The 25,065-nt window shown below is 63.1% G+C and carries 21 protein-coding genes; 13 read left to right on the forward strand and 8 right to left on the reverse strand.

All coding sequences use genetic code 11. The features are described from left to right. The gene (gene entF / locus ACQUTP_RS10045; protein WP_285755645.1) at positions 1-3,882 is read left to right on the forward strand and encodes an enterobactin non-ribosomal peptide synthetase EntF; all 3,882 of its coding nucleotides are present in this window, start codon (positions 1-3) and stop codon (positions 3,880-3,882) included. A gap of 64 nt (positions 3,883-3,946) precedes the next feature. Here entF and fepC read toward each other — a convergent pair whose 3' ends face one another. From fepC to fepD, 3 genes are read right to left on the reverse strand one after another with little or no spacing between them, the layout of a single operon-like run. Continuing rightward, positions 3,947-4,741, reverse strand: coding sequence for an iron-enterobactin ABC transporter ATP-binding protein (fepC, locus tag ACQUTP_RS10050; RefSeq protein WP_065878914.1), 795 nt, complete (start codon positions 4,739-4,741; stop codon positions 3,947-3,949). Continuing rightward, on the reverse strand, positions 4,738-5,730 hold the full coding sequence (gene fepG, locus ACQUTP_RS10055; RefSeq protein WP_049004480.1) for an iron-enterobactin ABC transporter permease: 993 nt from the start codon (positions 5,728-5,730) through the stop codon (positions 4,738-4,740). The genes fepC and fepG overlap by 4 nt, the downstream gene beginning before the upstream one ends. After that, the gene (gene fepD, locus ACQUTP_RS10060) at positions 5,727-6,734 is read right to left on the reverse strand and encodes a Fe(3+)-siderophore ABC transporter permease (protein WP_004885733.1); all 1,008 of its coding nucleotides are present in this window, start codon (positions 6,732-6,734) and stop codon (positions 5,727-5,729) included. The genes fepG and fepD overlap by 4 nt, the downstream gene beginning before the upstream one ends. 112 nt (positions 6,735-6,846) lie before the next feature. Between fepD and entS the strand changes: the two genes are divergently transcribed. Continuing rightward, positions 6,847-8,088, forward strand: coding sequence for an enterobactin transporter EntS (gene entS, locus ACQUTP_RS10065; protein WP_049116385.1), 1,242 nt, complete (start codon positions 6,847-6,849; stop codon positions 8,086-8,088). Between the two features lie 131 nt (positions 8,089-8,219). Here entS and fepB read toward each other — a convergent pair whose 3' ends face one another. Further along, positions 8,220-9,179: a Fe2+-enterobactin ABC transporter substrate-binding protein gene (fepB, locus tag ACQUTP_RS10070; RefSeq protein WP_004885740.1), complete on the reverse strand. Its 960-nt coding sequence runs from the start codon at positions 9,177-9,179 to the stop codon at positions 8,220-8,222. A 188-nt stretch (positions 9,180-9,367) separates the two neighbouring features. On the opposite strand from fepB, the gene entC reads away from it, so the two are divergent. The 7 genes from entC (at position 9,368) to ACQUTP_RS10105 (ending at position 17,009) form a co-directional block, all read left to right on the forward strand. After that, positions 9,368-10,543: an isochorismate synthase EntC gene (gene entC / locus ACQUTP_RS10075; protein ID WP_004885741.1), complete on the forward strand. Its 1,176-nt coding sequence runs from the start codon at positions 9,368-9,370 to the stop codon at positions 10,541-10,543. Between the two features lie 9 nt (positions 10,544-10,552). Then, positions 10,553-12,160, forward strand: a complete 1,608-nt coding sequence (gene entE, locus ACQUTP_RS10080; protein WP_023319941.1) for a (2,3-dihydroxybenzoyl)adenylate synthase EntE — start codon at positions 10,553-10,555, stop codon at positions 12,158-12,160. A gap of 13 nt (positions 12,161-12,173) precedes the next feature. Then, on the forward strand, positions 12,174-13,025 hold the full coding sequence (gene entB / locus ACQUTP_RS10085) for an enterobactin biosynthesis bifunctional isochorismatase/aryl carrier protein EntB (RefSeq protein WP_017899057.1): 852 nt from the start codon (positions 12,174-12,176) through the stop codon (positions 13,023-13,025). An 8-nt stretch (positions 13,026-13,033) separates the two neighbouring features. Further along, positions 13,034-13,780, forward strand: a complete 747-nt coding sequence (gene entA, locus ACQUTP_RS10090; protein WP_094311510.1) for a 2,3-dihydro-2,3-dihydroxybenzoate dehydrogenase EntA — start codon at positions 13,034-13,036, stop codon at positions 13,778-13,780. Beyond that, the gene (entH, locus tag ACQUTP_RS10095) at positions 13,781-14,194 is read left to right on the forward strand and encodes a proofreading thioesterase EntH (RefSeq protein WP_023319943.1); all 414 of its coding nucleotides are present in this window, start codon (positions 13,781-13,783) and stop codon (positions 14,192-14,194) included. It begins immediately after the preceding gene. A 407-nt stretch (positions 14,195-14,601) separates the two neighbouring features. Further along, complete coding sequence (cstA, locus tag ACQUTP_RS10100; protein WP_043521693.1) at positions 14,602-16,707, forward strand: pyruvate/proton symporter CstA; 2,106 nt, start codon at positions 14,602-14,604, stop codon at positions 16,705-16,707. 104 nt (positions 16,708-16,811) lie between these two features. After that, positions 16,812-17,009, forward strand: a complete 198-nt coding sequence (locus tag ACQUTP_RS10105) for a YbdD/YjiX family protein (RefSeq protein WP_004885759.1) — start codon at positions 16,812-16,814, stop codon at positions 17,007-17,009. Here the strand turns inward: ACQUTP_RS10105 and ACQUTP_RS10110 are convergent. The 4 genes from ACQUTP_RS10110 to ACQUTP_RS10125 all read right to left on the reverse strand — a co-directional run bounded on the left by ACQUTP_RS10110 (position 17,006) and on the right by ACQUTP_RS10125 (position 19,760). After that, positions 17,006-17,410 (reverse strand): helix-turn-helix domain-containing protein, encoded by a 405-nt coding sequence (locus ACQUTP_RS10110; protein WP_004885761.1) that lies wholly within the window; start codon positions 17,408-17,410, stop codon positions 17,006-17,008. The two genes, ACQUTP_RS10105 and ACQUTP_RS10110, sit on opposite strands and share 4 nt — an antisense overlap. Then, entirely contained in the window at positions 17,385-17,687 is a 303-nt protein-coding gene (locus tag ACQUTP_RS10115; RefSeq protein WP_043521690.1) for a type II toxin-antitoxin system RelE family toxin, read from the reverse strand. Before ACQUTP_RS10115 ends, ACQUTP_RS10110 begins: the two co-directional genes overlap by 26 nt. Before the next feature lie 183 nt (positions 17,688-17,870). Next, positions 17,871-18,614, reverse strand: a complete 744-nt coding sequence (locus ACQUTP_RS10120; RefSeq protein WP_004885764.1) for an SDR family NAD(P)-dependent oxidoreductase — start codon at positions 18,612-18,614, stop codon at positions 17,871-17,873. 57 nt (positions 18,615-18,671) lie between these two features. Beyond that, positions 18,672-19,760 (reverse strand): oxidoreductase, encoded by a 1,089-nt coding sequence (locus ACQUTP_RS10125; protein ID WP_048323352.1) that lies wholly within the window; start codon positions 19,758-19,760, stop codon positions 18,672-18,674. Positions 19,761-19,923: 163 nt separating this feature from the next. On the opposite strand from ACQUTP_RS10125, the gene ACQUTP_RS10130 reads away from it, so the two are divergent. From ACQUTP_RS10130 to ACQUTP_RS10145, 4 genes are all read left to right on the forward strand, one after another. Beyond that, entirely contained in the window at positions 19,924-21,426 is a 1,503-nt protein-coding gene (locus ACQUTP_RS10130; RefSeq protein WP_100098369.1) for a sugar ABC transporter ATP-binding protein, read from the forward strand. After that, positions 21,423-22,421, forward strand: a complete 999-nt coding sequence (locus ACQUTP_RS10135) for an ABC transporter permease (RefSeq protein ID WP_062914492.1) — start codon at positions 21,423-21,425, stop codon at positions 22,419-22,421. Before ACQUTP_RS10130 ends, ACQUTP_RS10135 begins: the two co-directional genes overlap by 4 nt. Before the next feature lie 20 nt (positions 22,422-22,441). Next, the gene (locus ACQUTP_RS10140) at positions 22,442-23,506 is read left to right on the forward strand and encodes a sugar ABC transporter substrate-binding protein (protein ID WP_004885784.1); all 1,065 of its coding nucleotides are present in this window, start codon (positions 22,442-22,444) and stop codon (positions 23,504-23,506) included. A 128-nt stretch (positions 23,507-23,634) separates the two neighbouring features. Next, positions 23,635-24,876, forward strand: a complete 1,242-nt coding sequence (locus tag ACQUTP_RS10145) for an LVIVD repeat-containing protein (RefSeq protein ID WP_017899065.1) — start codon at positions 23,635-23,637, stop codon at positions 24,874-24,876. Positions 24,877-25,065 lie beyond the last annotated feature (189 nt).

Genomic DNA, 25,065 nt, shown 5'->3' on the forward strand with positions numbered 1-25,065 from the left:
ATGACCACTCGTTTACCGCTGGTTGCCGCGCAGCCGGGGATCTGGATGGCCGAGCGCCTCTCCACTCTGCCTGGCGCCTGGAGCGTGGCCCACTATGTTGAACTGCGCGGCGCGCTCGACCCCGCGCTGCTGGGTAAGGCGATTGTCGCCGGTCTGCAGCAGGCAGACACCCTCAGCCTGCGCTTTGAGGAACAGGAGGGGGAAGTCTGGCAGTGGGTAGCGGCGGAGCGCACCTTTGCCGAACCGCCCATCATTGACCTGCGTACGACGCCGGATCCGCATCGTGCCGCCACGGAGCGGATGCAGGCAGATCTGGCGCAGGATCTGCGCGTCGACGGCGGTAACCCGCTGGTGTGCCATCAGCTGCTGCGCGTCGGCGACGAGCGCTGGTACTGGTATCAGCGTTATCACCATTTGCTGGTGGATGGCTTTAGCTTCCCGGCGATAACCCGGCAGATCGCCGCCATCTACCGCGCCTGGCAGCGCGGGGAAGCCACTCCTGAGTCGCCTTTCACCTCCTTCGCCGAGGTGGTGGACGAGTACCAGCGCTACGCCGGCAGCGAGGCCTGGCAGCGGGATAAAGCTTTCTGGCAGGCCCAGCGTCAGGCGTTACCGGCTCCCGCCTCACTCTCTGCCGCGCCGCTGGGCGGACGCGCCGCCGGGAGCGATATCTGGCGGATGAAGCTGGAGATGAACGCCGACGCCTTCCGCCGCCTGGCCAGCCATGTGCCGCAGTGTCAGCCCGCTGATCTGGCGCTGGCGCTCACCACGCTGTGGCTGGGCCGCCTGTGCAACCGGATGGACTACGCGGCGGGCTTTATCTTTATGCGCCGGATGGGCTCAGCGGCGCTGACCTCGACGGGGCCGGTGCTCAATGTCCTGCCTCTGGCGGTGCATATTGACGCCCAGGAGACGCTGGCGGACCTGGCGATGCGCCTCGCCGCTCAGCTGAAAAAGATGCGCCGCCATCAGCGCTATGACGCCGAGCAGATCGTCCGCGACAGCGGCAAAGCGGCAGGGGACGAACCGCTGTTCGGCCCGGTGCTGAACGTCAAAGTCTTTGATTACCAACTGGATATCGACGGCGTCGAGGCGGTGACCCATACTCTCGCCACCGGCCCGGTCAACGATCTTGAGCTGGCGCTGTTCCCCGATGAGACCGGCGGCCTGTCGCTGGAGATCCTCGCCAACAAGGCCCGGTATGATGAAGCCGAGCTGCGTCGCCACATGGCGCGACTGACCGCGCTGCTGGCGCAGTTTGCCGCCGATCCGACGCTGCGCTGCGGCGACGCGGAGATGCTCTCCGCCGACGAGCTGGCCCGGCTGGCGGCGGTCAACGATACCGCTATGCCGCTGCCCGCCACCACCCTCAGCGCGCTGGTGGCCGACCAGGCGCGGAAGACCCCGGATGCCCCGGCGCTGGCGGATGCAAACTGGCAGTTCAGCTATCGCGAGATGCGTCAGCAGGTGGTGGCGCTCGCGCAGCTGCTGCGTCAACGCGGCGTGAAGCCGGGCGACAGCGTGGCGGTGGCCCTGCCGCGCTCGGTGTTCCTGACCCTGGCGCTGCACGGCATTGTCGAAGCGGGGGCCGCCTGGCTGCCGCTGGACACCGGCTACCCGGACGACCGTCTGCGGATGATGCTGGAAGACGCCCGGCCGTCGCTGCTGATCGCCTCGGAGGATCAGCTGGCCCGCTTCAGCGATATCCCCGGGCTGGAGAGCCTCTGCTACCAGCAGCCGCTGGCCGTTGCGGATGACGCGCCGCTGGCGCTGTCAAAACCGGACCATACCGCCTACATCATCTTTACCTCGGGCTCCACCGGACGGCCGAAAGGGGTGATGGTCGGCCAGACCGCCATCGTCAACCGCCTGCTGTGGATGCAGGATCGCTATCCGTTATCTGCCGACGACGTGGTGGCGCAGAAAACGCCGTGCAGTTTTGACGTTTCGGTGTGGGAGTTCTGGTGGCCGTTTATCGCCGGCGCGCGGCTGGTGATGGCCGAGCCGGAGGCGCACCGCGACCCGCAGGCGATGCAGCAGTTCTTCGCCCACTACGGCGTGACCACCACCCACTTTGTGCCGTCGATGCTGGCGGCGTTTGTCGCCTCGCTGGATGCCGACAGCGTCGCCGCCTGCCGCACGCTGCGGCGGGTATTCTGCAGCGGCGAAGCGCTGCCGACGGACTTGTGCCGCGAGTGGGAGCGCTTGACCGGCGCGCCGCTGCATAACCTGTACGGCCCGACGGAAGCGGCGGTGGACGTCAGCTGGTATCCGGCCTGCGGGCCTGAGCTGGCGGCGGTGACCGGCAGCAGCGTGCCGATTGGCTGGTCGGTATGGAACACCGGGCTGCGCATTCTGGATGCCGCGATGCGCCCGGTGCCGCCGGGGGTGGCGGGGGATCTTTATCTCACCGGCATTCAGCTGGCGCAGGGCTATCTGGGGCGTCCGGACCTCACCGCCAGCCGCTTTATCGCCGACCCGTTTGCCCCTGGCGAGCGGATGTATCGTACCGGCGACGTGGCGCGCTGGCTGGCGAACGGCGCAGTGGAGTATCTTGGCCGCAGCGACGATCAGCTGAAGATCCGCGGGCAGCGCATCGAGCTTGGCGAGATTGACCGGGCGATGTCGGCCCTGCCGGACGTGGCGCAGGCGGTGAGTCACGCCTGCGTCTTCAACCAGGCGGCGGCGACCGGCGGCGATGCCCGGCAGCTGGTGGGCTATCTGGTCTCTGACTCCGGCCTGCCGCTGGATACCGCGGCGCTGAAAGCGCGGCTGGCGGAACAGCTGCCGCCGCATATGGTGCCGGTGGTGCTGATGCAGCTCGCTGACCTACCGCTCAGCGCTAATGGCAAACTGGATCGCAAAGCGCTGCCGCTGCCGACCCTCGGCGGCGAGCGCAGCGGCCGGCCGCCGGAGCCCGGCATGGAAACTCTTGTCGCCGCCGCCTTCAGTCAGCTGCTGGGCTGCGAGGTGAATGATATCGATGCTGATTTCTTCGCCCTCGGCGGCCATTCGCTGCTGGCGATGCGCCTGGCGGCACAGCTTAGCCGCCAGCTGGCGCGACAGGTGACCCCGGGGCAGGTGATGGTGGCCTCGACGGTGGGCAAACTGAGCGTGCTGCTGACGGCCGATCTCAGCGATGAGCAGGCTCAGCGCCTGGGGCTGGATACGCTTCTGCCGCTGCGCGAGAGCGACGGTCCGACGCTGTTCTGCTTCCATCCGGCTTCCGGCTTCGCCTGGCAGTTCAGCGTGCTGGCGCGCTATCTCAGCCCGCGCTGGTCAATTACCGGTATTCAGTCGCCGCGCCCGCAGGGGCCGATGGCCAGCGCCGCCAGCCTCGACGAGGTCTGCGAGCATCATCTGCAAACGCTGTTGGCGCAGCAGCCGCACGGCCCTTATTACCTGTTCGGGTATTCGCTGGGCGGCACCTTAGCCCAGGGCATTGCCGCCCGCTTGCGCCAGCGCGGCGAAGCGGTGGCCTTCCTCGGCCTGCTGGATACCTGGCCGCCGGAGACGCAAAACTGGGCGGAGAAAGAGACTAACGGACTGGATCCGGCGGTGCTGGCGGAGATTGCCCGCGAGCGCGAAGCGTTTCTTGCCGCCCAGCAGGGGCAAGCCTCCGGCGAGCTGTTCAGCGCCATCGAAGCCAACTATGCCGATGCGGTACGGCTGTTAACCACCGCGCACAGCGCGAAGTTTGACGGCAAGGCGACGCTGTTCGTGGCGGAGAAGACGCGGCAGGCGGGGATGGATCCGCAGGTCGTATGGGGCCCATGGGTGGGCGAGCTGGAGGTGTTCAGCCAGAACTGCGCCCACGTCGACATTATCTCCCCGCATGCCTTTGAAGCCATCGGCCCGGTGGTCAAGGAGATTCTGGGATAACGGTTGAGTTCGGGCTACAGCAGGTAGCCCGGCTCAGGGTAGCGCAAGCCGGGGAAAGGGAGAATTACCGGCGGCCCAGCGGCACCACCAGCGGCGTATGCGCCACCGGATCCTCAATGATCGTGCAGCGCAGGCCGTAAATTCGTTCAATCAGTTCCGCCGTGACGATCTCCTTCGGCGCCCCCTCGGCGACGATCTTGCCGTCGCGCAGGGCGATCAGGTGGGTGGCGTAGCGGCAGGCCTGGTTAAGATCGTGCAGCACCGCCGCCAGGGTATAGCCCTTCTCGCGATTCAGCTCGCTCAACAGCTCCAGCAGGTCGATCTGATGGCTGATGTCCAGCCAGGTGGTCGGCTCATCCAGCAGCATAATCTCTGTCTCCTGGGCCAGCACCATCGCAATCCACGCCCGCTGGCGCTGGCCGCCGGAGAGCGTATCGACGCTCTGCAGCGCCAGGTCGCTGATTCCGGTCGCCCGCATCGCGTTGTTTACCGCCGCTTCATCTTCTTTGCGCCAACGGGTGAACAGCGGCTGGTGCGGGTAGCGCCCGCGGGCCACCAGCTCCTGCACCGTGATATCGCCAGGAGTGGTGGCATTCTGCGCCAGCAGTCCGATGCGGCGGGCAACCTCTTTCGTGGCATATTGCTGGATCTGCGCGCCGTCGAGCCAGACATGGCCGCTGGCCGGCGCCATCAGGCGGCTGAGGGTGCGCAGCAGCGTCGATTTGCCGCAGCCGTTGGGGCCGATAATGGCGGTGAAGTGGCCGTCAGGGATGGTCACGTTCAGCGACTCGGCGATAGTCTTGTTCCCGTAGGCCAGGGTTAACTGCTCGCCGCGCAAACGGGAGGGGACAGCACTCATTTTTTGCGGGACTCCTGAATCAACAAAGCAATAAGGTAAATACCGCCGAGGCTGACGGTTAGCACGCCCACCGGCAGTTGCCAGGGCATAAACAGCCGCTGGGCGCCGTAATCGGCCAGCGCCAGCAGCAGCGCGCCGCACAGGGCAGACTGGGTTAATCCCCAGCGGGCCGTGCCGCTCAGGCGGCGGGCGATATGCGGCGCCACCAGCGCGATAAATGAGATTGGCCCGGCCAGCGCCGTCGAGGCGGCGGTGAGCACCACTGCCACCAGCATCAGCAGCAGGCGCGAGCGTTCGACCTGCACCCCCAGCGCGCAGGCGGTATCGTCGCCCATCTCCAGCAGCCGCATCCGGCGAACCAGCAGGGCGCTGCCCACCAGCATCAACAGGATCAGCGGCGCTGACGGCCAGGTTTTACCCCACGTCAGGCCGTTTAGCGATCCGGCGTTCCACAGGCCCGCAGAAAGGGCGGTCTCCAGCGAGGCGCGCAGCAGCAGCCAGGTGTTGAATGCCACCAGCATGGCGCGCACGCCGATGCCGATAATGATCAGGCGGAAGGTCTCGATCCCGTTGCGCCAGGCCAGCAGCCAGACCACCAGCGAGGTCAGCACCCCGCCGGCCATCGCCGCCAGGGCGATCGCCGTCAGGTTCTGGCCGAAGAGCACCATCGCCACCAGCACGCCGCTCCAGGCGCCGGTGTTAAAGCCCATCACGTCCGGGCTGCCGAGCGGGTTACGGGTCAGCGACTGGAAAATGGCGCCGCTGACGCCGAGCGCGGCGCCGATGAGCAGCGCCATTAACACCCGCGGCAGCCGCCATTCGTTTACCACCATCGTGACGTTGCGCGGCGCGTCGCCGAACAGCGCCGAGAACACCTGGTCAATCGTTAGCGGCACCGGGCCTTGCGCCAGCCCGAGCAGGGAAATCAGCAGGCTGGCGGCCATCAGCAGCAGACAGCTGGCTATCAGGCGGCGGGACGGGGCAATCACAGGCCACCTCCCCGCGGCTGGCGGCGCACCAGCCAGATCAGCACCGGCGCGCCGAGAAAGGCGCTCACCACCGATACCCGCAGTTCGCCGGGCACCAGCAGGCGGCCAATCACGTCGGCAAACAGCAGCAGCGCCGGGGTGGCGAGCAGGGTGACCGGCAGCGACCAGCGATGATCGGCCCCCACCAGCCAGCGCGCCATATGCGGCATCATCAGACCGATAAAGGCGATAGGGCCGACGACGGCGGTGGCGCTGCCGCACAGGACGGTGATAACGATCAGGCCGATCAACTGGGTGCGGGCGACGCGGCTGCCGAGGGCGGTGGCGGTATCGTTGCCGAGGCTCAGGCTGTTAAGCGCCCGGCTCAGCAGCAGGGCGGCGATCCCCGCCACCACCACCGGCAGCAGGACAATTTTCAGCGTCTGCAGGGTGCGGATATCCAGCGAACCGGCCTGCCAGAAGCGCAGCTGATCGTAGACGTCGGGGTTGAGCAGGGCGATGCCGTTGGACAGCCCTTCCAGCACCGCCGCAAGGGCGACCCCGGCGAGGGTGAGGCGCACCGGGCTCAGCTGGCCGCCGCCCTGGCTGCCGGTGAAGGCCACCAGCAGCGAGGCGCAGAGCGCGCCGCAAAACGCCAGCAGCAGCTGCTCCTGTGGAGAGGTGATCCCGAACAGCGCCGCGCCGAGGACGATGGCGAAGCTGGCGCCGGAGTTGACCCCCAGCAGGCCGGGGTCGGCCAGCGGGTTACGGGTGAGCGTCTGCATCAGCGCGCCGGCGAGACCGAGTGCGATGCCCGCCAGCAGACCGGCCAGGGTGCGCGGCAGGCGCGCATCCAGCACGATGGTGCAGTCGGCGCTTTGACAGGTTCCGCTAAAGGCGGTGAATACCGTGCCGATCGGCAACGATTTGGCGCCGATCGTCAGGCTAAGCGCGGCGGCTAAGGCGAGTAGTAGCAACAATCCGGGCACGGCGACAGAGCGTACCGCGGTCGTAGAAAACGACATAACTGACATCCCTGATATGATAATGATAGTAATTATCGTTATCGATTTTATTCAGCTATGGTAGCATGACCCACAGGAAAAAGGGTATTAAAAATAACGACAAGGCGCTGTAATGAACCGACAATCCTGGCTGCTTAACCTCAGCCTGCTGAAAACTCACCCGGCGTTTCGCGCCGTTTTTATCGCTCGCTTTATCTCTATTCTGTCGCTTGGTCTGCTGGGCGTGGCCATTCCGGTGCAGATCCAGATGATGACCCATTCGACCTGGCAGGTCGGGTTGTCGGTGACCTTGACCGGCGCGTCGATGTTTATTGGCCTGATGGTGGGGGGCGTACTAGCTGACCGCTATGAGCGCAAACGCCTGATCCTGCTGGCGCGCGGCACCTGCGGCGTGGGCTTTGTCGGCCTGTGTCTGAACGCCCTGCTGCCGGAGCCGTCGCTGGCGGCGATTTATCTGCTGGGGATCTGGGACGGTTTCTTCGCTTCTTTAGGTGTGACCGCGCTGCTGGCGGCGACCCCGGCGCTGGTGGGGCGGGAAAATCTGATGCAGGCCGGGGCCATCACTATGCTGACGGTGCGCCTGGGCTCGGTGATTTCGCCCATGATCGGCGGCCTGCTGCTGGCCTCCGGCGGCGTGGCGTGGAACTTCGGCCTGGCGGCGGCGGGGACGTTTATCACCACCTTAACCCTGCTGCGTCTGCCGCAGCTGCCGCCGCCTCCGCAGCCGCGTGAGCATCCGCTGAGTGCCCTGCTGGCGGGGCTGACCTTCCTCTGTCAGAGCCCGCTTATCGGCGGGATTGCGCTGCTCGGCGGCCTGCTGACCATGGCCAGCGCGGTGCGGGTGCTCTATCCGGCGCTGGCCGGGAGCTGGCAGATGTCGGCCGGACAGATTGGCCTGCTGTACGCCGCGATTCCGCTCGGCGCGGCGCTGGGGGCGTTGACCAGCGGCCAGCTGGCCCAGACCGTGCGGCCGGGCGCGCTGATGCTGGCGACGACGGTGTGCTCCTTTGTCGCCATTGCGCTGTTCAGCCTGATGCCACACTGGGCGTTGGGCGCGCTGTGCCTGGCGCTGTTTGGCTGGCTGAGCGCTATTAGCTCGCTGCTGCAGTACACCCTGATCCAGACCCAGACGCCGGAACATATGCTCGGGCGGATTAACGGTCTGTGGACCGCCCAGAACGTTACCGGCGACGCCATCGGAGCGGCGCTGCTCGGCGGGTTAGGGGCGGTGATGACGCCGGTCGCTTCCGCCAGCGCCAGCGGCTGGGCGCTGGCCCTCGTCGGCGTGCTGCTGGTGGGGCTGCTACGCGAGCTGCGCCGCTTCCAGCGCCCGGAAATCGTCAAAGAAAGTTAAGTAGGGGGCGATTGCCCGGTGGCGGCTGCGCCTTACCGGGCCTGGGGGCGCGGGCATTGTAGGCCGGGCAAGCGCAGCGCCGCCCGGCAAAGCGTTCAGGCTGGGTTCCCGTCCTGATGGCACAGCCCGCGTTAGCCGAACAGGCTGGAGAGACGCTGGAGCACCAGCAGGGCGCTGTAGTAGTCAAGACGGAAGGTCTCGGTGCCCAGCGGGTAGACGCGTTTCCCTTCGACCGCCGGGAGATGCGCCAGCAGCGGATTGGCGTAGATGGCATCGACATCTTTCTGGTCGCCAGCGAACAGGAACAGGCTCTGGCCGTTCAGTCCGGCCGCCAGGTTCTCCCCGCCCAGCTGCACGATATCGTGGCGTTTGCCCTGGCTGTGGCTGGCGGGCAGGCCGCCTGGCAGCGTCGCCAGACTAAAGCCCAACTGCTGGAGCATCTGCCCCTGGGCCGATTCCGGCGTCCAGATATTGGCGCTGTGCGCGGCCGCGGTATAGACGAGGGCGGTGACCGGCTGCGGCGGCAGCTTCATTTTTTCTTTTAACGAAACGAGCTGTTTATTGAAGTCGGCGATGCGCGCGCTGGCCTGCTGCTCATGGCCGGTGATCTGCCCCAGCTGGGTGAGCAGCGTTTGCCAGCTTTTATCGTCATAGTTGATGACCAGCGTCGGGGCGATCGTTTTGAGCTGATCGTACAGCGGCAGGGCGGAGTCGCCGCCGGTGGCGCTCACCAGGATCAGATCCGGCATCTGGGCGGCCACCGCTTCCGCGCTCGGTTCGCCGATATACAACCGCGCCAGCTTGCGGGCTTTGGCGACCTCGCTCCACTGGCGCAGAAAGCCCTGGCTATCGGCCACGCGGTTGTTCGGGGTGGTGGCGCCGCTGGCGACCACCGGCGCGTCGATCGCCAGCAGCGAGCCGGTGAGGGTCACGCTGGTGGAGACAATGCGCAACGGCTGGCTCGGCAGGGTGTGTGTCCCGTAGCTGTCGGTGACCTGGCGCGGCCAGTCCGCCGCCTGGGCTGAGGTAATTCCTAAAAACAACAGCATGCCGGTCAGCGCACCGCGGCGGCAAAAAGAAGAGAAGTTCACGTCATCGCATCCTGATTCGAAGGGTAATAAATGCGTCTCATTTTCAACTTTGCGTTGACAGGATGCAAGCCAAAGTGGCGGCGCGATGACGTAACGCGGTTGACATGGCGGGCAATACCTTTTAGGTTAGCCAACCAAAATACAAATGATAATTATTCGTAATATATTTATCGTTTTTGGAGGATGATATGGAAACGTCACTGGCTGAGGATGTACAGAAACCTACCCGGACCTTGTCGCCGGACAGCTTCTTCTTTATGTCGCCGTACCGCAGTTTTAGCACCTCAGGCTGCTTCCGCCGCCTCTCAGCGCCCGCTGTCGGCGGCGATGCGCTGAACGGCGAGTTCCAGCAGCAGATGGCCGCCGCCTTTGCCGAGGCCCGGGCGGCGGGGATCCGCAAGCCGGTGATGGTCGGGGCCATCCCGTTCGACACCTGTCAGCCTTCCGAGCTTTATATCCCCGAGCGCTGGGAAGCGTTCTCGCGACCGGAAAAACAGCGTTCCGCCCGCTATGCCGCGCCGCTGGAGGCGATGGCGGTGGTGGAGCGCCGGGAGATCCCGGAGCAGGACGCGTTTCTAGCCATGGTTGAACGCGCCGCCGCGCTGACCGCCACCCCGGAAGTCGACAAAGTGGTGCTATCACGACTAATCGATATCACTACCCGCGATCCTGTCGATAGCGGCGCCCTGATGGAGCGCCTGATCGCTCAGAACCCCGCCAGCTTTAACTTCCATGTGCCGCTCGCCGACGGCGGCGTGCTGCTGGGCGCCAGCCCGGAGCTACTGCTGCGTAAAGAAGGGGCGCACTTCAGCTCACTGCCGCTGGCCGGCTCCGCCCGCCGCCAGCCTGACGATGTGCTGGACCGCGAAGCGGGCAACAGGCTGCTGGCGTCCGGCAAAGATCGCCATGAGCACGAGCTGGTGACCCAGGCGATGAAGAGCGTGCTGGGCCCGCGCAGCAGCCAGCTGTCGCTGCCGTCATCGCCGCAGCTGATCACCACCCCGACGCTCTGGCATCTGGCGACGCCGATCGAAGGCACGGCGCTGGCGGAAGAAAATGCCATGTCGTTGGCCTGCCTGCTGCACCCGACTCCGGCGCTGAGCGGCTTCCCGCACCAGGCGGCGAAGCGCCTGATTGCCGAACTGGAACCCTTCGACCGTCAGCTGTTCGGCGGCATCGTCGGCTGGTGTGACGATGAAGGCAACGGCGAATGGGTGGTGACCATCCGCTGCGCGCGTCTGCAGCAGCGTACGCTGCGCCTGTTTGCCGGCGCGGGCATTGTTCCGGCCTCCTCGCCGCTGGGCGAATGGCGCGAAACCGGCGTCAAACTGACCACCATGCTTAACGTATTTGGCTTGAATTAAGAGGCAAGGATGATTGCATTTACCCGTTGGCCGGATGAGTTCGCGGCCCGCTATCGTCAAAAAGGCTACTGGCAGGATCTGCCGTTAACCAATCTGATCACCCGTCACGCAGAAAACGACGCCGTGGCGATTATCGATGGCGATCGACACATTAGCTACCGCCAGTTTAACCAGCGGGTGGACAACCTTGCCTGCTCTCTGCAGCGTCAGGGACTGAAGCGCGGAGAAACCGCGCTGGTGCAACTGGGCAACGTCGCCGAGTTTTACATCACCTTCTTCGCGCTGCTGCGCATCGGCGTCGCGCCGGTGAACGCGTTGTTCAGCCACCAGCGCAGCGAGCTTAACGCCTACGCCGCGCAGATTAAGCCGGCGCTGCTGATCGCCGACCGCGAGCACGCGCTGTTTGCCGACGATAGCTTCCTCCATGCGTTTATTGCTGAACATGCTTCCCTGCGCGTGGCGCTGCTGCGTAACGACGGCGGCGAGCGCAATCTGGCGACAGAGATTAACCGCCCGGCGGATAACTTTATCGCCAACCCAACCCCTGCCGACGAAGTGGCCTTTTTCCAGCTCTCCGGCGGCAGCACCGGGACGCCGAAGCTGATCCCGCGCACCCATAACGATTACGACTACAGTATCCGCCGCAGCAACGAGATCTGCGGGATCAACGCTGAGACGCGCTACCTCAACGCGCTGCCGGCGGCGCATAACTATGCGATGAGTTCCCCGGGTTCGCTCGGCGTTTTCCTCGCCGGCGGGCGGGTGATCCTCGCCGCCGACCCGAGCGCCACCCTCTGTTTCCCGCTGATTGAACAACATCAGATCAACGTTGCCTCGCTGGTGCCGCCGGCGGTCAGCCTGTGGCTGCAGGCCATTCACGAATGGGGCAGCAACGCGCAACTGCAATCGCTGCAGCTATTGCAGGTCGGCGGCGCGCGCCTGTCGGCGACCCTCGCCGCGCGCATTCCGGCGGAAATCGGCTGCCAGCTGCAGCAGGTGTTCGGCATGGCGGAGGGGCTGGTGAATTACACCCGCCTTAACGACAGTCCTGAGCGGATCATCCATACCCAGGGCTGCCCGATGTGCCCGGACGATGAAGTGTGGGTGGCAGATGCCGAGGGCAACCCGCTGCCACGCGGCGAAGTTGGCCGCCTGATGACCCGCGGGCCCTACACCTTCCGCGGCTACTACAACAGCCCGCAGCATAACGCGGAAGCCTTCGACGCCGAGGGTTTCTACTGCTCCGGCGATCTGATTTCGATCGATGAAGACGGGTATATCACCGTTCAGGGCCGGGAAAAAGATCAGATCAACCGCGGCGGCGAGAAGATCGCCGCCGAAGAGATCGAAAACCTGCTGCTGCGCCATGAGGCGGTGATCCACGCCGCGCTGGTCAGCATTGAAGACAATCTGCTGGGCGAGAAGAGCTGCGCTTACCTCGTGGTGACCTCGCCGCTGCGCGCCGTCGCGGTGCGCCGCTTCCTGCGCGAGCAGGGGGTGGCTGAATTTAAACTGCCGGACCGCGTGGAGTGCGTTGCCGCGCTGCCGCTGACGCCGGTGGGCAAAGTCGATAAGAAACAATTACGTCAGTGGCTGGCCGAAGGCAAGCTGGGCTGAAGGAGAACAGAAAATGGCAATCCCTAAATTACAGGCTTACGCGCTGCCGGAAGCCAGCGATATTCCGGCGAACAAAGTCAGCTGGGCCTTTGAACCTTCCCGCGCCGCGCTGCTGATCCATGATATGCAGGAATACTTTCTCAATTTCTGGGGCGAAAACAGCGCGATGATGGAAACAGTGGTGGCCAATATCGCCGCCCTGCGCGACTTCTGCAAACAGAACGGCATTCCGGTGTACTACACCGCCCAGCCGAAAGAGCAGAGCGATGAAGACCGCGCCCTGCTGAATGATATGTGGGGGCCGGGGCTGACCCGTTCGCCGGAGCAGCAGCAAGTGATTGCCGCCCTGGCGCCGGACGAAGACGACACCGTGCTGGTGAAATGGCGCTACAGCGCGTTTCATCGCTCGCCGCTTGAAGAGATGCTGAAAGAGAGCGGCCGCGACCAGCTGATCATCACCGGCGTTTACGCCCATATCGGCTGCATGACCACCGCCACCGACGCCTTTATGCGCGATATCAAACCGTTCTTTGTCGCCGACGCGCTGGCGGACTTCAGCCGCGAAGAGCACCTGATGGCGCTGAAATACGTCGCCGGCCGTTCCGGCCGCGTGGTGATGACCGAAGAGCTGTTGCCGCTGCCGGCCAGCAAAGCGGCGCTGCGCGCGCTGATCCTGCCGCTGCTCGACGAATCCGACGAACCGCTGGATGATGAAAACCTAATCGACTACGGTCTGGATTCGGTGCGGATGATGGCCCTCGCCGCCCGCTGGCGCAAAGTGCACGGCGATATCGACTTCGTGATGCTGGCGAAAAACCCGACCATCGACGCCTGGTGGGCGCTGCTTTCCCGCGAGGTGCAATAATGGCGGCGCTGGATTTTCGCGGCCAGACCGTGTGGGTGACCGGCGCCGGTAAAGGCATTGGCTATGCCACCGCGCTGGCTTTTGTGGAGGCCGGGGCCAACGTCACCGGTTTCGACCTCGCCTTTGACGGCGAACGCTACCCGTTTGCCACCGAAACGCTGGACGTCGCCGATGCCGACCGGGTACGCGAAGTGTGCAGCCGCCTGTTGGCGAACACCGAGCGATTAGACGTGCTGGTGAACGCCGCCGGGATCCTGCGCATGGGCGCCACCGACCAGCTGAGCGCGGAAGAGTGGCGGCAGACCTTCGCGGTCAACGTCGGCGGGGCGTTTAATCTGTTTCAGCAGACGATGGCCCAGTTCCGTCGCCAGCGGGGCGGGGCCATCGTCACCGTCGCTTCCGATGCCGCGCATACGCCGCGTATCGGCATGAGCGCCTATGGCGCCTCGAAAGCGGCGCTGAAAAGCCTGGCGCTAACCGTCGGCCTTGAGCTGGCGGGCAGCGGGGTGCGCTGTAATCTGGTGTCGCCGGGTTCTACCGATACCGATATGCAGCGCACGCTGTGGGTCAGCGACGATGCGGAGCAGCAGCGGATCCGCGGTTTCGGCGAGCAGTTTAAGCTCGGCATCCCGCTGGGTAAGATTGCCCGCCCACAGGAGATCGCCAATACCATTTTGTTCCTCGCCTCTTCTCACGCCAGCCATATCACCCTGCAGGATATCGTGGTAGACGGCGGCTCGACGCTGGGGGCGTAAATGGCCTGGAAACGAGCGCTCACGCTGGCGGCGCTGAACGCCAGTAGCGAAAACACCCTGGTGGCGCATCTGGGGATCGTCTACACCCGGCTGGAAGCTGGGCTGCTGGAGGCGGAAATGCCGGTGGATGCCCGCACCCATCAGCCGTTTGGCCTGCTGCACGGCGGGGCCTCAGCGGCGCTGGCGGAGACGCTGGGGTCGATGGCCGGCTGGCTGATGACCGAAGAGGGGCAGTGTGTGGTGGGCACCGAGCTGAACGCCACCCATCACCGGGCGGTCTCCAGCGGGAAAGTGCGCGGCGAGTGCCGCCCGCTGCATCTTGGCCGGCAGAGCCAGAGCTGGGAGATTGTGGTGTATGACGAGAAGGGGCGGCGCTGCTGCACCTGTCGTCTGGGCACCGCGGTGCTGGGCTAAGGAGCCGCTGTTTCCCCGGCTCGCGCTACGCTTAGCCGGGCTACGGTTTTGACGCCCGGCGGCGCTGCGCTTGCGCGGGCCTACGGTCTGCCCCGGCCTTCCGGGAATGTCTCAGCGATGTTGAGACCGCCAACACCGGCAGTTTCAGTCAGCATCGATGCCGTTGTAGGCCGGGTCAGCGCAGCGCCACCCGGCAAACTCACGGCGTAACTGGACCGATTCGGTCATCGACTGGCAACCCGCATAATCCTTTCATTCATTTTCCTGCCTTAAGTGATCTCGCTAGCAATGTGAGACAAATCTCTGTGGGTGGACGGCATCTGCGCTGTTTCGATGTTGTTAAATTCTGCGTTGTGATCTAGAAACAAAATGTAACATCCTGATTACCCTACCGGTGGACCACAACAATGAATAATTCAGGGAAATACCTTATCTGGGCACTGCTCTCCGTGATCGGAGCCTTTGCCCTCGGCTACATTGCTTTAAACCGGGGTGAGCAGATCAACGCGCTGTGGATTGTCGTCGCGGCAGTCTGCGTTTATCTGATCGCGTATCGTTTTTACGGCCTGTATATCGCCAAAACCGTGCTCGGCGTCGATTCGACGCGCATGACGCCCGCGGTGCGGCATAACGATGGCCTCGACTATGTCCCGACTGACAAAAAAGTGCTGTTCGGACACCATTTTGCCGCCATCGCCGGCGCGGGGCCGCTGGTGGGCCCCGTGCTTGCCGCGCAGATGGGCTATCTGCCGGGGATGATCTGGATCCTCGCCGGCGTGGTGCTGGCCGGGGCGGTGCAGGACTTTATGGTGCTGTTCGTCTCCACCCGTCGCGACGGCCGTTCGCTGGGCGAACTGGTGAAAGAGGAGATGGGGGCGACCGCCGGGGTGATTGCCCTGGTGGCGACCTTTATGATCATGGTGATCATCCTCGCGGTGCTGGCGATGATCGTGGTGAAAGCGCTGACCCACAGCCCGTGGGGAACCTATACCGTGGCCTTTACCATTCCGCTGGCGCTGTTTATGGGGATCTATATTCGCTATCTGCGCCCGGGACGCATTGGCGAAGTGTCGGTGATTGGCCTGATATTCCTGGTGTTCGCCATTATCTCCGGCGGCTGGGTAGCGGAAAGCCCGACCTGGGCGCCGTTCTTTGACTTTACCGGCGTCCAGCTCACCTGGATGCTGGTGGGCTATGGCTTTGTCGCCGCGGTGCTGCCGGTCTGGCTGCTGCTGGCCCCGCGCGACTACCTCTCCACCTTCCTCAAAATCGGCACTATCGTCGGTCTGGCGATCGGCATTCTGATTATGCGTCCGACCCTGACCATGCCGGCGCTGACCAAATTTATCGACGGTACTGGCCCGGTATGGACTGGCAACCTGTTCCCGTTCCTGTTTATCACTATCGCTTGCGGCGCGGTGTCGGGCTTCCACGCCCTGATTGCCTCCGGTACCACGCCGAAGATGCTGGCGAATGAAAATCAGGCCTGCTTTATCGGCTACGGCGGCATGCTGATGGAATCCTTCGTGGCGATTATGGCGCTGGTCGCCGCCTGTATCATTGACCCGGGCGTCTACTTCGCGATGAACAGCCCGATGGCGGTGCTGGCGCCGGCGGGAACCACCGATGTGGTGGCGTCGGCGGCGCAGGTGGTGAGCGGTTGGGGCTTTGCGATTACCCCGGAAACGTTGACGCATATCGCTAATGAGGTGGGCGAGCAGTCCATCATCTCCCGCGCCGGCGGGGCGCCTACGCTGGCGGTGGGCATGGCCTACATTCTCCACGGCGCGCTGGGCGGGCTGATGGACGTCTCGTTCTGGTACCACTTTGCCATTCTGTTTGAAGCGCTGTTTATCCTGACGGCGGTGGATGCCGGCACCCGTGCGGCGCGCTTTATGCTGCAGGATCTGCTGGGTGTGATCTCCCCGAACCTGAAGCGTACTGATTCGTTACCGGCTAACCTGCTGGCGACGGCGCTGTGCGTGCTGGCGTGGGGCTACTTCCTGCATCAGGGGGTGGTCGATCCGCTGGGCGGTATTAACACCCTGTGGCCGCTGTTCGGTATCGCCAACCAGATGCTGGCGGGGATGGCGCTGATGCTCTGCGCAGTGGTGCTGTTCAAGATGAAACGTCAGCGCTATGCGTGGGTGGCGCTGGTGCCGACGGCCTGGCTGCTGATCTGTACCCTCACCGCCGGCTGGCAGAAAGCCTTCAGCCCGGACAATAAAGTGGGCTTCCTGGCGATTGCCAACAAGTTCCAGGCGATGATCGACAGCGGCAAAATCCCGGCGCAGTATACCGAGTCGCAGCTGGCGCAGCTGGTGTTTAACAACCGTCTCGATGCCGGGCTGACCATCTTCTTTATGATCGTGGTGGTGGTGCTGGCGCTGTTCTCGATTAAAACCGCGCTGGCGGCGCTGAAGGAGAATAAACCGACGGCGAAAGAGACACCCTATGAGCCAATGCCTGAAAACCTGGACGCGATGGTGACCCAGGCGAAAGGGGCGCATTAACCTGTGTGCCGGGTGGCGGCTTCGCCTTACCCGGCCTGTCTTTCTGATCCTCCCTCTCCCTTTGGCAGAGGCTCGGGGTGAGGGAAACAAAAGAGAAATGACTTATGTTTGACACCCTTTCCAAAGCAGGTAAGTACCTGGGCCAGGCCGCCAAAATGATGATCGGCGTGCCGGATTACGACAACTACGTCGAGCACATGCGCGTCAACCATCCGGATCAGACGCCAATGACCTGGGAAGAATTTTTCCGCGAACGCCAGGACGCTCGCTACGGCGGCAAGGGCGGGGCAAAGTGCTGTTAACCCTCTTTCGGCAGATAGAGGCTGATCTGCTCCTGCTTACAGCCGTAGAGCGCCGCCAGCTTTTCGCGGGTGCGCTTCTGCGGCCGGGAGTCCAGCGCTTCCAGCTGTGACACGGCGGACTGGCTGATGCCCAGTTTGTCAGCCACCTCCTGCTGGGATAACCCACGCAGGATACGCCACGCGGCCTGCAGGCTGACGTTCTCGCTATGCATGATGTCGCACACTTCACCCGGTAAACCTACGTTATCGTAGATATCTGATTCGTAAGGGATGTCTTCCCAGTCGTTTTCATCATCGTCATCATACTCAAGCATGGCTAAACGCATGCGAAAATATTCACCGTAGGGAATGACAACATACTGTTTTTTTCCTTCTTCATCCTTGATGAACTGAATAGTCATATTCCGTATGCTCCTCATGAAGGTAGGTGGTGGTTGTCCGGCGTTTTACCGCCACTACGTAACAGGTATCACCCGGCGGGTCTCCGAAGGTGTAAATGACCCTGTAATCACCTAATCGCAACCTGTAGTGGTTTTCGGGAGAAGATAATTTCTTGATATCCGCGACAGGTGATGTTTTATCATCCATCTTCTCCAGCCTGAATTTAATGCGGTTCTGATATCGCGTATCGATTTTAGAAAATTGCTTCTCTGCTATTTTTGACCAGACAATCTTCATCCGTACCTCCACTGTACGCCCACACAGAATATAAGGAAATAATAAGACTATTAGATAAATTCCGAATTTCTAATGGGTTACTGTAGAGCGGAGAAAAACCGGGAGAAAGCGGCAAAACGGGAACCGTCGAGGGTGCTCGGGAAGGCCTCTGCCGGACGACAGAGGCTTGCAGGAAATGTGCGATCAGGCGTTCAAACCACCGTCCACATCGAGACCGGTGCCGGAGATCTGCCCGGCGGCCGGGCTGGCGAGGAAGGTGACCGCCGCGGCGATGTCTTCCGGCTGGCCGTAGTGGCCTAACGCAATAAGTTGACGCTGAGCATCGGCCTGCTCGCCGTCTTCCGGGTTCATATCGCTGTTGGTCGGACCGGGATGGACGAGGTTAACGGTGATACCGCGGGGGCCTAAATCGCGCGCCAGGCCGCGGGTCAGGGAGTTGAGAGCGGACTTGGTCATTGAGTAAACCGCGATGCCCGGCTGCGCCACGCGGTTAGCCAGACAGCTGCCGATGTTGATGATCCGGCCGCCGTCGGACATATGCACCAGCGCCTCCTGGATAGCGATAACCACCCCACGAATATTGACGTTAATAAGCGCGTCAATGTCCGCCAGCGTCATGGACTCCAGCGGGCCGCCGCGCGCGATCCCGGCGTTGTTGACCAGAATATCCAGCCCGCCGAGGGACCGCGCCGCATGGGTCACAGCATCCTGTATCGCCTGCGCGCTGGCGCTGTCGGCCTGCACCGCTTCACCGTGCCTACCCAGCGCCTTTATTTCCTCGGCGACCGCCTGGGCTTTATCGGCCGATTTTTCATACGTTATAACCACATCTGCGCCGGCGCGCGCCAGCGACAGCGCGATAGCGCGCCCCAATCCACGGCTGGCGCCGGTAACCAGCGCCTTCTTACCTGTTAAATCGATCTGCATGATGACCTCGTTGCGAGAGTGGTGAGCATCATCATTAGGTATAGACGGTCGGGGTGATTAACGGCTGAAGTATTCCACCTTCTCAAACGCCGCGCGCAGAACCCCAGGGGTTAAGGTCACCGGTAAATAATGAATCGACTCGCCCGGGCGCAGGGTATGAGCAATGACCCGGTCAAGCTCTGCGCGGTTATTGATATCAACCTCCAGCGCCGCCAGCGTCGCCGGCAGGTTAAAGCGCTGCCAGGCCTGCACCAGCTGCGCCAATACCTCATCCTGACCGAGCAGGGCGCTTTGCACCAGAATGCCGTAGGCCACCTTGGTGCCATGGAGGAATTTATCCGTCTGCGGCAGCACCGTCAGCCCGTTGTGCACCGCATGGGCGGCGGCGACCCGGGTGTAGCGTTCCCCCAGCCCGCCAACCATCCCGCCGCCAGCGATAACTGCATCCACCACATCGCGAAACGCCTGGGTCAGCTCGCCGCGGCGCTGGTCCGCCAGCGCCGTTTCGCTGCTGTCCAGCAGCACGTCGCGGATCGCCAGCGCGCCGTTAATCCCCAGCCGCACGGTGAGCGGCAGAGCCTCCGGCTGCGGCGCCAGTACCACGGCCTCATACCATTTGGCTAAGGTGTCGCCAATGCCCGCCAGCAGGTACTCCGCCGGGGCGTTGAGAATGATGCGCGGCTCGACCAGCACCAGGAAATTCGCGTCATCGAACATCTCAAAATTCAGCGCCTGTCCGGCGTCGCTGTACCACACCGACAGCGGCGTCCACGCCGCGCAGGTGGCGGCGATGGTCGGGATGGCCACCAGCGGAACCCCCAGGCGGCGGGCCAGCACTTTTGCGCTGTCAAGCAGCGCGCCGCCGCCGACGCCAATCACTACCGCTCGATCGTCACCTGAGGCCTGCACCAGCCCCGCCACGTCGCGTTCGCTGCAGTGGCCGGTAAAGCGGATCTTTTTCGCTTCCGGCAAGTGGAAGGCCGCCGGCAGAAAAGGCTCGGCGCCGGCCAGGGCGCGCTCGCCATAGACCCACACCGCCCGCGACAACTGGTCGGCGTTAAAAAAATCGCTCAGCCGCTCAAGGCTGCCAGGATGGGAGAAATAGTTGGCCGGGCCGGGCACGACGCGGATATCGCTGTTGCTCATGGAAGCTGTCCTTATAGGTGTTGGGCTAACCTGATGTTATGTCTGGACATCCAGATGGCTAATATTATTTCGTTGTATCTTATGCTTTTTACGCAGTTGTCAGCCAGCGGCGGCTATGAAAAATTCGTTAAATCAGAAGATTAATTGCCGCACGGGAGCAGTGATGAGCGCGAATCGCCTTGAGATGCATAACATTAGCCTGGCCTTCTCCGGCTTTCAGGCGCTGAACAAGGTGGCCTTCACCCTTTATGGCGGGTCGGTGCATGCCCTGACCGGCGCCAACGGCGCGGGTAAGTCGACGCTGATGGCCGTGTTGTGCGGCACCCACGCCCACTATGAAGGCGAGGTGACGATCAACAACCAGCCGGTCACCATTCGTTCGCCGCGGGATGCCAAACAGCTGGGGATCCACCTGGTGCAGCAGGAGGTGGACGTGGCGCTGGTGCCGGGCCTGAGCATTGCCGAAAACATCATGCTGGACAGGCTGGCTGATCCGGGGACGACCTTCCGCTGGGCGCGGGTTCGGCAGCTGGCGCGCGAGGCGCTGGCGCAGCTGGACGTGGCGCTGGACGTCAGGCGCTCTATTGATAGCTGCACCCTTGCTGAAAAACAGCAGATCCTGCTGGCCCGCGCCCTGTCGCACCATTGCCGCTTTTTGATTCTGGATGAACCCACCGCGCCGCTGGATCAGCATGAAAGCGAACGCCTGTTTGCGGTGGTGCGCCGTCTGCAGCAGCAGGGGATCGGGGTGGTGTTTATTTCGCACCGTATTCACGAGCTGAAGGCGATCTGCGACACCCTGACGGTGCTGCGTGACGGGCGGTTGATTGAGAGCGGCCCGATGGCGCCGCTGAGCGGAGAACAGATTGTCGAAAAGATGCTGGGCCACGAGCTGAGCGATATCTTCCCGCCGCCGCGACCGCCGCACGGTGAAGAAGTGCTGCTGCAGGTAGAAGGGCTGCACGATGAGGCGCTGCTGCAGGATATCTCGCTGCGCCTGCGCAAGGGGGAAATTCTTGGTATCGCTGGGCTGGCCGGCGCGGGCAAAACTGAGCTGTGCAAAGCGCTGTTCGGCGCCAGCAAAAGCCGGGTACAGCGCGGCGAGCTGAACGGCCAGCCGTGGCGGCCGCGCGATCCGGCCGATTCGGTAGGGCGCGGCCTGGCGCTGGTCCCGGAGGAGCGGCGCAAAGAGGGCATTTTCATCGAAGAGCCGATCGCGATGAACCTGGCGGTCAGCGCCGATAACCACTTTTCGCGCTGGAGCCTGTTCGGCCATCGGCAGGCCTGGCGCTGGGCGGAGGAGGTGATTGCCCGCCTCGGCGTGCGCGCCACCGGTCCCGGTCAGACGCTGCGCCGTCTTTCCGGCGGCAATCAGCAGAAAGTGGCCATTGGCAAATGGCTGCGCAGTCATGCCAATGTTTTGATTTTTGACGAACCGACCAAAGGTGTCGATGTGAAAGCGAAAACCGATCTGTTCATGCTGATCGATGGTCTGGCGCGGGAAGGCAAAGGGGTGATTTATGCCTCGGGTGAATTCGCCGAGCTGGTCGGTTTATGCGACCGCATCTGCGTACTGTGGGACGGACGGATCGTGGCGGAGATCCCCGGCGCGGAAGCCCGGGAAGAGACACTGCTTTATTATTCAACCGGAGGAGCGGCAGCGTGAGCAAGGCCCTGGCAGTGAACGCGACGGTATCGGGCCGTCAGCGATTTTTTGATTTTCTCTATAAGTGGGGCATGTTGCTGACCGTGGTGCTGCTGGTGGCGGTCTTTGGCCTCGCCTCGGACAATTTCCTTGACCCGTTCAACATCATCAACATTCTGCGCTCGATTGCCATCGTGACGGTGATTGCCATTGGGGTGTCGATTTCCCTCACCATCGGCGGCTTCGATCTGTCCGTCGGATCGACGGCATCGCTGGCCAACGCCCTGGTGATCTCCCTGTTCGTCTGGCATGGCCTGGGGACCACCGAAGCAATCCTGATCACCCTCGTGCTCTGCACTCTGGTAGGACTGTTTAACGCCTTTCTGATCGTGGTGCTGCGCATCCCCGACATGCTCGCCACCCTGGCCAGCCTGTTTGTGATTCAGGGGGTGGCGATGACCTACAGCTACGGCGGGTCGATTACCGAAAACATGGTGCTGCCGAGCGGCGAGATGGCGGAAGGCACCATCCCGGCGGCGTTTGGCGCGCTGGGCCAGGTGCCGACTATCGTCATCATCATGCTGGTGGTAACGCTGATCGCCCAGCTGGCGCTGTCGTTCACCACCCACGGCCGGCGGATGTACGCCATCGGCGGCAACCCGGAGGCGGCGAGGCTCTCCGGCCTGCGGATCACGCGTTATAAAGTGGCGGCGTATGTGATTGCTTCGCTGCTGGCCGGGCTGGGCGGCATTCTGCTGGCCTCGCGTATCGGATCCTCGCAGGTTAATGCCGGCGGCGGCTATTTGATGGACGCGGTGGCGGCGGCCTGGATCGGCTTTTCGCTGGCCGGTTCCGGGAAACCGAACGCCCTGGGGACGCTGGTGGGGGCGGTGATCCTCGGCGTGCTCTCCAACGGCCTGGTGATGCTCTCGGTGCCGTATTACGCGATGGACATTATTAAAGGGCTGGTACTGGCTGGCGCGCTGGCACTGACCTATTTTCAGCGCCGTACTTAACATTTTACAGGGTAAACCGCATGAAAAAGATCGCACTCTCTCTCATTACGCTGGGTCTGCTGCAGTCGACGGCGGCGCTGGCCACCGCCCCGACGCCGGTGCCGGCGGCCATTGCCGAACACAACGGCCCGATCCGCATTGCCGTGATCCGCAACCTGGGGTCTGACGATAACACCACCCAGTTTGTCGCCGGGGCGCTGCAGGAAGGCAAAAAGCTCGGTTTCAAAATCAGCACCTTCCTGAGCAACGGCGATGACGCCAAGTTCCAGGACTTCGTCAACCAGGCGATCAGCCAGAAATATGACGGCATTATTCTCTCCCAGGGGCGTGACCCCTATTCGACGGCCCTGGTGAAGAAGGCGGTGGACGCCGGGATCAAAGTGGCGGTGTTCGATACTGCGGTGAGCGGTGAGATCCCGGGAGTGACGGTCAGCCAGCAGGATGACGCCTCACTGACCGAGCTCTCCTTTGGCCAGCTGGTGAAAGACTTCAACGGCAAGGCCAACATCGTCAAGCTGTGGGTGGCGGGCTTCCCGCCGATGGAGCGCCGTCAGGCGGCTTACCAGACACTGCTGAAGCAAAATCCGGGAATTAAAGAGCTGGAGTCGATCGGCGCCGTTTCATCCGATGTGCAGGGCGACACCGCTAACAAGGTGGGGGCGATCCTCGCCAAGTATCCGAAAGGGAAAATCGACGCTATCTGGGGCACCTGGGATGCCTTTAGCCAGGGGGCCTATAAAGCGCTGAAAGAGAACGGCCGCACCGAGATCAAACTCTACAGCATTGATATTTCCAACCAGGATCTGCAGCTGATGCGCGAAGCCGGCAGCCCGTGGAAGGTGAGCGTGGCGGTGGATCCGAAGCTTATCGGCGCGACCAACGTGCGGCTGATCGCTAATAAGATCGCCGGCGAGCCGACGCCAGCCACCTACGACTTTAAGGCGGCGGCAATCCCGCAGGCGCTACTGGCGGCCCAGCCGGGGGCGGTGAACGTGGCCTCGCTGGGGAAAATCATTCCGGGCTGGGGCCAGACGGAAGACTTTATCGCCCCGTGGTTCGCGACGCTGGAAGCGAAAAACAAATAAAACGAAGCCGGGTGGCGGTGGGGCGGTCTGGTGCCCTCACCCCGGCCCTCTCCCGCAGGGAGAGGGGGAACACCAACTGCACCCGTAGGCCAGGTAAGCGTAGCGCCACCGGGCGTAAGGAATCCACTATGTCAGCATTACCTTCCCCCGAATACAGCCGCAATATGCGGCTGATTGGCCATAGCGACCAGGGCGGTCGTCCGGACGGCGTGCAACTGATGGTGCACCGCGGATTCGCCTATATCGGCCATATGGTGTCGCAGGGTTTTTCCGTGGTCGATGTTCGCGATCCGACCCGGCCCACTACGGTCAACTATATTGCCGCGCCGTCGGGCACCTGGAACGTGCACCTCCAGGCGCATGACGATCTGCTGCTGGTGATCAACGCCCGGGACCTGTTTGCCGACGCCCGTTTTGCCGATGAGAAGGTGTACTACACCCGATCGGTGGGTGACACAGTCAGCGATGTGCAGGACAAAGGCTGGAGCGCCGGGCTGCGCGTGTTTGATATCTCCACGCCGGATAAGCCGCGTGAAATTGGCTTTCTGTCGCTTAATGGCATCGGTATTCACCGCATCTGGTACGTCGGCGGCCGCTGGGCGTATGTGTCCGCGCTGATCGACGGTTTTACCGACTACATCTTCCTGACCATCGATCTGGCCGATCCGCGTAAACCGCAGGTTGCCGGGCGCTGGTGGCTGCCGGGGATGCACCAGGCAGGCGGCGAAACACCGGACTGGCCGCAGGGCAAACGCTACGCGCTGCACCACGCCATTATTGCCGGGGATACCGCCTACGGCAGCTGGCGCGACGGCGGCCTGACGCTGCTGGACGTCAAAGACCGAACTCAGCCGACGCTGATTAGCCATCGCAACTGGAGCCCGCCGTTCGGCGGCGGAACGCATACCGCGCTGCCGCTGCCGGATCGCGATCTGCTGGTGGTACTGGATGAAGCGGTGCTCGACAACCAGGAGGACGGCGAGAAGCTGATCTGGCTGTTTGATATCCGCGAGCCGGCGAACCCGGTGAGTATCTCGACTTTCCCACAGCCGGATGAAATCGACTATGTGGCGAAAGGGGCGCATTTTGGCCCGCACAATCTGCATGAGAACCGGCCGGGGAGCTTTGTCAGCTCAACGCTTATCTTCGCCACGTATCAGAATGCCGGCGTGCGGGCGTACGACATTTCTAATCCTTATCGCCCGGTGGAGACCGGGGCGCTGGTGCCGGCTGCTCCTGAGAGAATGATGGATACCCGTCCCGGCCGCCCGCGGGTAATTCAGTCCTGCGATGTGTTTGTCGATGCCCAGGGAATTATCTACAGCACCGATTACAACGGCGGGCTGTCGGTGATTGAGTATCTGGGGTGAGGGCAAGGTCAACGCAAAATTGTGCTCGCATTTCTGCCGGGTGGCGGCTTTCGCCTTACCCGGCCTACGAAAGACTGCAACATCAAATCGTTATGCGGTTATCTGTAGGCCCGCGCAAGCGTAGCGCCGCCGGGCAATCTCAGAAAATTGCACTTTTTAGGGCTTGCTCCCTCTCCCTGTGGGAGAGGG

The organism is Klebsiella sp. 2-CIP_Kleb., from assembly GCF_050378715.1.
GTDB classification, from domain to species: Bacteria; Pseudomonadota; Gammaproteobacteria; order Enterobacterales; family Enterobacteriaceae; genus Klebsiella; species Klebsiella quasipneumoniae.